At 58.5% G+C, this 4,380-nt stretch carries 3 protein-coding genes and 1 pseudogene; 1 reads left to right on the top strand and 3 read right to left on the bottom strand.

What is annotated here, in order from left to right; genetic code table 11:
- Nucleotides 1–175: pseudogene (locus VSS37_RS21905) on the top strand (IS1595 family transposase); the annotation flags it as partial.
- Between the two features lie 30 nt (nucleotides 176–205).
- On the opposite strand, the gene VSS37_RS01860 reads toward VSS37_RS21905, so the two are convergent.
- The 3 genes from VSS37_RS01860 to nagZ all read right to left on the bottom strand — a co-directional run.
- The gene (locus VSS37_RS01860) at nucleotides 206–1,054 is read right to left on the bottom strand and encodes an EamA family transporter (protein ID WP_324692915.1); all 849 of its coding nucleotides are present in this window, start codon (nucleotides 1,052–1,054) and stop codon (nucleotides 206–208) included.
- A gap of 14 nt (nucleotides 1,055–1,068) precedes the next feature.
- Nucleotides 1,069–3,174, bottom strand: a complete 2,106-nt coding sequence (locus VSS37_RS01855) for a heavy metal translocating P-type ATPase (protein WP_324692914.1) — start codon at nucleotides 3,172–3,174, stop codon at nucleotides 1,069–1,071.
- 133 nt (nucleotides 3,175–3,307) lie between these two features.
- On the bottom strand, nucleotides 3,308–4,380 hold a 1,073-nt coding region (gene nagZ, locus VSS37_RS01850; RefSeq protein ID WP_324692913.1), incomplete at its 5' end, for a beta-N-acetylhexosaminidase.

The following is a 4,380-nucleotide window of genomic DNA, read 5'->3' as shown; positions in this document are numbered from 1 at the left end:
CCACGTCAACACCATGGAAGGTTTTTGGTCGCTGCTACGCCCATGGCTGCGCCCGCACCGGGGCATCTCCCAGGAAAAACTGCCGTGTTGCCTCGCCTTCTTCGAGTGCCTGCACAACATCAGGAAACGGGGGCAAGCGGCGCTGCATTCTTTATTGGCAATGCTGTTGGGCTAAGACCCCGAAACACATAATGAGCCTTTTCTTTTATAAAGCAATCAGGGTGATGGCGGCAAAGGCTGTCAGCACGCCGATGCGTTGTTTAAATTTCAAATGTTCTTTCAGGATCAGCCAAGCAAACAAAACGGTAATGGCCGGGTACAGCGAAGACACTACCGTGGCGACATCCAGCCGCCCTGCTTGGGCCGCGAGCACGAAGAAAAAATTGCCTGCGGTATCGAGCAAACCCGTCAGGGCAACCAAAGGCAGCAGTGGGCGCGGCGGCATGCTCCATTGGCGGCGTTTGGACACATAAAGCGCCAATAAGCTCATGGAGGCCAGACGGGCGGCAAACACTGGCCACAGCGCCGTTTCACCACTGAAACTGTCCAGCGCCAAGTAAAACGCCGCAAACCCAACCCCGGCAAGCAAGGCAAAACGCAGCTCCACCGGCGTCGCTTCCAGCTTGCGCCCACCGTCACTGGACAATAACCAAATAGCGATTAATGCGATGGCGAAACCAACGGTTTGCCAAAGGGTAGGGGCACCCTCCGTAATCATGCCGATACACACCGGAATAATGCTGGCGATAATGGCCGCCAACGGGGCGACAATCCCCATCCGCCCCCGCGCCAGGCCGGTATACAGGCTGACTAGGCCAACCACGCCGAAAACGCCGCCAACCGCTCCCGCCAGCAGGTCACTGGCGCGCGGCAGTGCCTGCTCAAACACCAGCGCCAATACTAGCAAGGGCGCAATACTGACCAGTTGTGCCGCCAGCAACACGCTGTAAACATTATGCCGCCGTGAAGCCAGCCCCCCGCTAAAGTCGCCGCTTCCCCACGCCAAGGCGGCCCCCAAAGCAAAGAGCGCCGTCAGGATATCCGTTTCAAGCATGGCTGTTGAACCACTCAGTTTTTGTTGTTTTCAATTTGGCCTTTCGCTGTTGCAGCACCTTTATCTTGGTGTTTGATCAATGGATGGATGGCATTGGCCAAGCCCACCGTGGTGCCGCCATAGAACAGGCCCATACTGGCGGCGACGCCAAAATGCAGCAGGTAGATGCCGCCAATATTGATGATGCCAGGAGCCAAGCTAATGATCATATTGCGGCTCATGGTGCGTTCAAATTCATCCGTGAACGCAAACAGGCGTTCCAGCGGGGCCAGTGTCCCATCCATGAAAATGATTTGCGCCGTATCGGTCGCTGCGCTGGACGCCCCCTTGAGCGAGATGGAGATATGCGCCGATTTCAGCGCAATCGCATCATTGATGCCGTCACCGATAAAGCAGACGAATTTGCCTTCGTCGCGCAGTTGCTTGACCAGTTCAGCCTTGTTTTCTGGCAGGGTTTCAGCAAAGTAATGGTCGACCCCCAATTTTTGGGCAATCGTCCGGGTAGGTTTTTCGTGGTCGCCGGAAATAATGTAAGTGCTGATGCCGCGTTTTTTCAGGTGCTGAATGAGTTGGTGGGCTTCGGGGCGGATGCTTGGCTGCATTTCCAGGACGCCTGCCACCACATTGTCGACACCGATGTAAATCAGGGAATATCCCTGCTCTTCCGCCTGTTGCTGCAACCCTTCCAGTTGCTCCGGCATGGGCAGGCCTTCCCGCTGCATGAAGCGGATGCTGCCCACGCGCACGGTTTGTTGCCCCAGATGCACCTTGATGCCGTAGCCGACTTCGTAGCTGGCGTCATCCGGTACGGATGGCACCACGCCCAGGCTCTGCGCCTTGCCAATGATGGCGCGGGCGACAGGGTGGGTTTGGCGATGTTCCGCGCTGGCAGCGAAATGCAGCACCTGGCTTTCATCGTAATCCGCCAGCAGGTGCACAGCACCAATGGTGGGCTGTTCTTCGGTCAGCGTGCCGGTCTTGTCGAACACGACCGTATTGACATTGTGCAGGGACTCCAGCACCCGCCCATCCTTGACCAGGATGCCGCGCCGCGACAGGATTTGCAGGTAATTCAACACGCTGATGGGGCCAAGCATGATCATGCGGTAACCCAGCCCAGACCAGAGCACGGCGATGGCGGGCAGTGGCCCCAGGAGCCCCAAGGTGATGGCGCTGGCGGTCAGCTCCAGCGGCAACATACTGTCAGCAATCTTCTTGCCGCGCAGCATCAGGTGGTCTTTATAGGTTTTGGTATTGTTCAATACATTGCCGATATTGGCGGCGACAGTCTCATCGCCCGCCGTCTCCACCAAAATGCTGATGCGGCCAGCCAGCACCAGGGTGGCGGCAAAGACGGATTCCCCAACCCCTCGGTCGACCGGCTGGCTTTCGCCGGTTAGGATGTGCTGGTCAATATTGGCTGAACCTGCCTGGATCACCCCATCAACCGGGATCACCTCACCTGCCTGAACGATGACAACGTCGCCTTTACGGATAGAGTCGAACGCCACTTCCAGTTCTGCACCGTCTTTCTCCACCCAGACTTGTTTGGGGTGTCCTGAAAAAATATTGATCAATTGTTTCTGTGAATTATCTTCCGCTTTCTTGATCAAGCGCACCATCGCACCACTCAGCACCGCAGCCAGCGCTGAATAAAGCAGTTGCCCGGTCGCAATCATGCCCAACACCAGGATGGAGGAGACCAGATACACACTGACAAGGTGACCCTGTTTGACATCTCGCCAAACTTGCTGGTAAACATGCCGCCCCAAATAGATGACCGCCGCGCTGCCCAACAGGTAAAAAACGGGCGAAGTGGTTCCCAGCACCGCCAAACCTACCGCACCAATGGAGAACAACATATTGCGGCCATTACGCCGTTTCTGGACTTCGTCCATGCCTTGCAGGTTGGGGTCAAGGCTGTTCTGCAATTCTTGGCGTTCATTGCCAACCAAGGCGCTTTTAAGATCCTGAAAAACCTGTGCGGTTTGTTGAAGTTTGTTGGGCTTGTTGTCCTCCGGTTGCGGTGAGGGTACAGATGGCAATGTTTTGGCGCTTTTTTTGCGTAGTTTGCGCCACAGCGCAAGGCTGCCGCCAGCAACCGTGAATTCAATCAGCATGGGAAGTAGAGGGGCCTTGAGGTTTGTAAACAGGGGGATGATGGCATGATTATGGCTGTTTTTAAATCAGCTTTTACAATTCTTAACAATTCATCACCCGCTAGAACCGGCCTGCTCAGCGGCGGAACTTTACTCACACAACCGAGCCGCCCCGCGTGGTTGGGTCGAACGATAGGTCAGTGCTGGCGCCCGCAGCCAGCTGTTCCAGCAGGGCGTTGGCTTCCTGCCAATAAGGGTGTTGCTGCACCTGTGCATGCGGGGTGAAATGGCGGCTGTACAAGCGCGCCAACCGCGTCTGCGCCGCAGGGGAGTGGTGATCCGCCAAGGCTTCCACCACCTGGATGGCGGCAGGACGGTTGTTGCACAGCAATAGCAGGTCACAACCGGCATTGAGGGCTGCCTGGGAGCGCTCGACAAATCCGCCCGCCGCTTCTGCCGCCGCCATGTCCAGCGCGTCGCTGATGACGGCTCCCTGGAACCCCATGCGTTCGCGCAGGATTTCCCGCAGCCAACGGGAGGAAAAACCCGCTGGTTGGGAATCCACCGCCGGGTACACGACATGGCTGGGCATGACGGCTTCCAGGCCTTGCCCCACCAATTGGCGGAACGGCGTCAGATCTTCCCGCCACAAGGTGTCGAAGCTGCGTCCGTCACACGGCAGCGCGAGGTGGGAATCGGCCTCCACGCCGCCGTGTCCGGGGAAATGTTTGCCGACCGAGGCCATGCCTGCCCGGCGCGCGCCCTGCATCCAGGCCGTCGTCAACGCTGCGATGGCCGCTGGTTCCTGGGCAAAAGCGCGGTCGCCGATGGCTTGGCACAGGCCACGATCCACATCCAGCACCGGCGCAAAACTGAAGTCCACCCCAACGGCCTGCAACTCGGCGGCCATCAGCCAAGCGGCCAATTGGGCGGCGCGCAACCCAGCCTGCAAGGATTCGCGGCGGGCCAATTCCCCAAACGCCGCTGCGGGCGGCAAACGCCGGAAGCCGCTGCGGAAACGTTGCACCCGTCCGCCTTCCTGGTCGACCGCCACCAACAGGCGCGGTTCGCGCACGGCGCGGATCGCTGCGGTCAGGGCGGCCAGTTGTTGCGGGTCGGCATAATTGCGGGCGAACAGGATGACGCCGCCAACCGCAGGATGTTGCAACAGTTCACGATCTTCGGCGGTCAGGACGACGCCTGCCAGATCCAGCATGACCGGCCCCA

Source organism: Candidatus Thiothrix phosphatis (genome assembly GCF_035668035.1).
Lineage (GTDB): Bacteria > Pseudomonadota > Gammaproteobacteria > Thiotrichales > Thiotrichaceae > Thiothrix > Thiothrix phosphatis.
This window is presented reverse-complemented; position numbering and strand designations above follow the sequence as displayed.